The organism is Pseudoalteromonas sp. S1612, from assembly GCF_005887175.1.
GTDB lineage: Bacteria > Pseudomonadota > Gammaproteobacteria > Enterobacterales > Alteromonadaceae > Pseudoalteromonas > Pseudoalteromonas undina.
Genome location: NZ_PNDH01000139.1, coordinates 1 through 404 on the forward strand (window position 1 = coordinate 1; position 404 = coordinate 404).

Genomic DNA, 404 nt, shown 5'->3' on the forward strand with positions numbered 1-404 from the left:
ACAAAAAACAAGGGGTCTTTTAAAAACCTAAACCCTTTTTCTACTTCAGATTGTGCTTTGTAGTGCTTAAGTAAATCTTCAGGTGAAAGCGCTTTTTTATCAATATTCGTTGCTAATACGAAGCATGACTTTTGTTCTACAATCTGTTTTATTGCGGTTTCATTTTCTTCAATTTCTGCCGTGATTTGCCATTCAATATTTTTTACTGGCGCATCTTTTTTAGGTCGCCCTTTACCTTCATAGACTTTATGCTTAATAAATTGCTGAGTCGCTATTTGATGATGCTTCATCTTTTTCGCTAATTTATCTAATGCGCGTTGTGCGTCAGGTTCACAAGAGAAAAGTTGACCTAGTAAATGGAAGAGGGCTTTGTTGAATACTGTGTGTGATCGGTCAAATTGTCG

General features: G+C 36.1%; 1 pseudogene. It reads right to left on the reverse strand.

The window, feature by feature from the left end:
• A pseudogene (locus CWB78_RS18430) lies at positions 1-290 on the reverse strand (IS1634 family transposase); the annotation flags it as partial.
• Positions 291-404 lie beyond the last annotated feature (114 nt).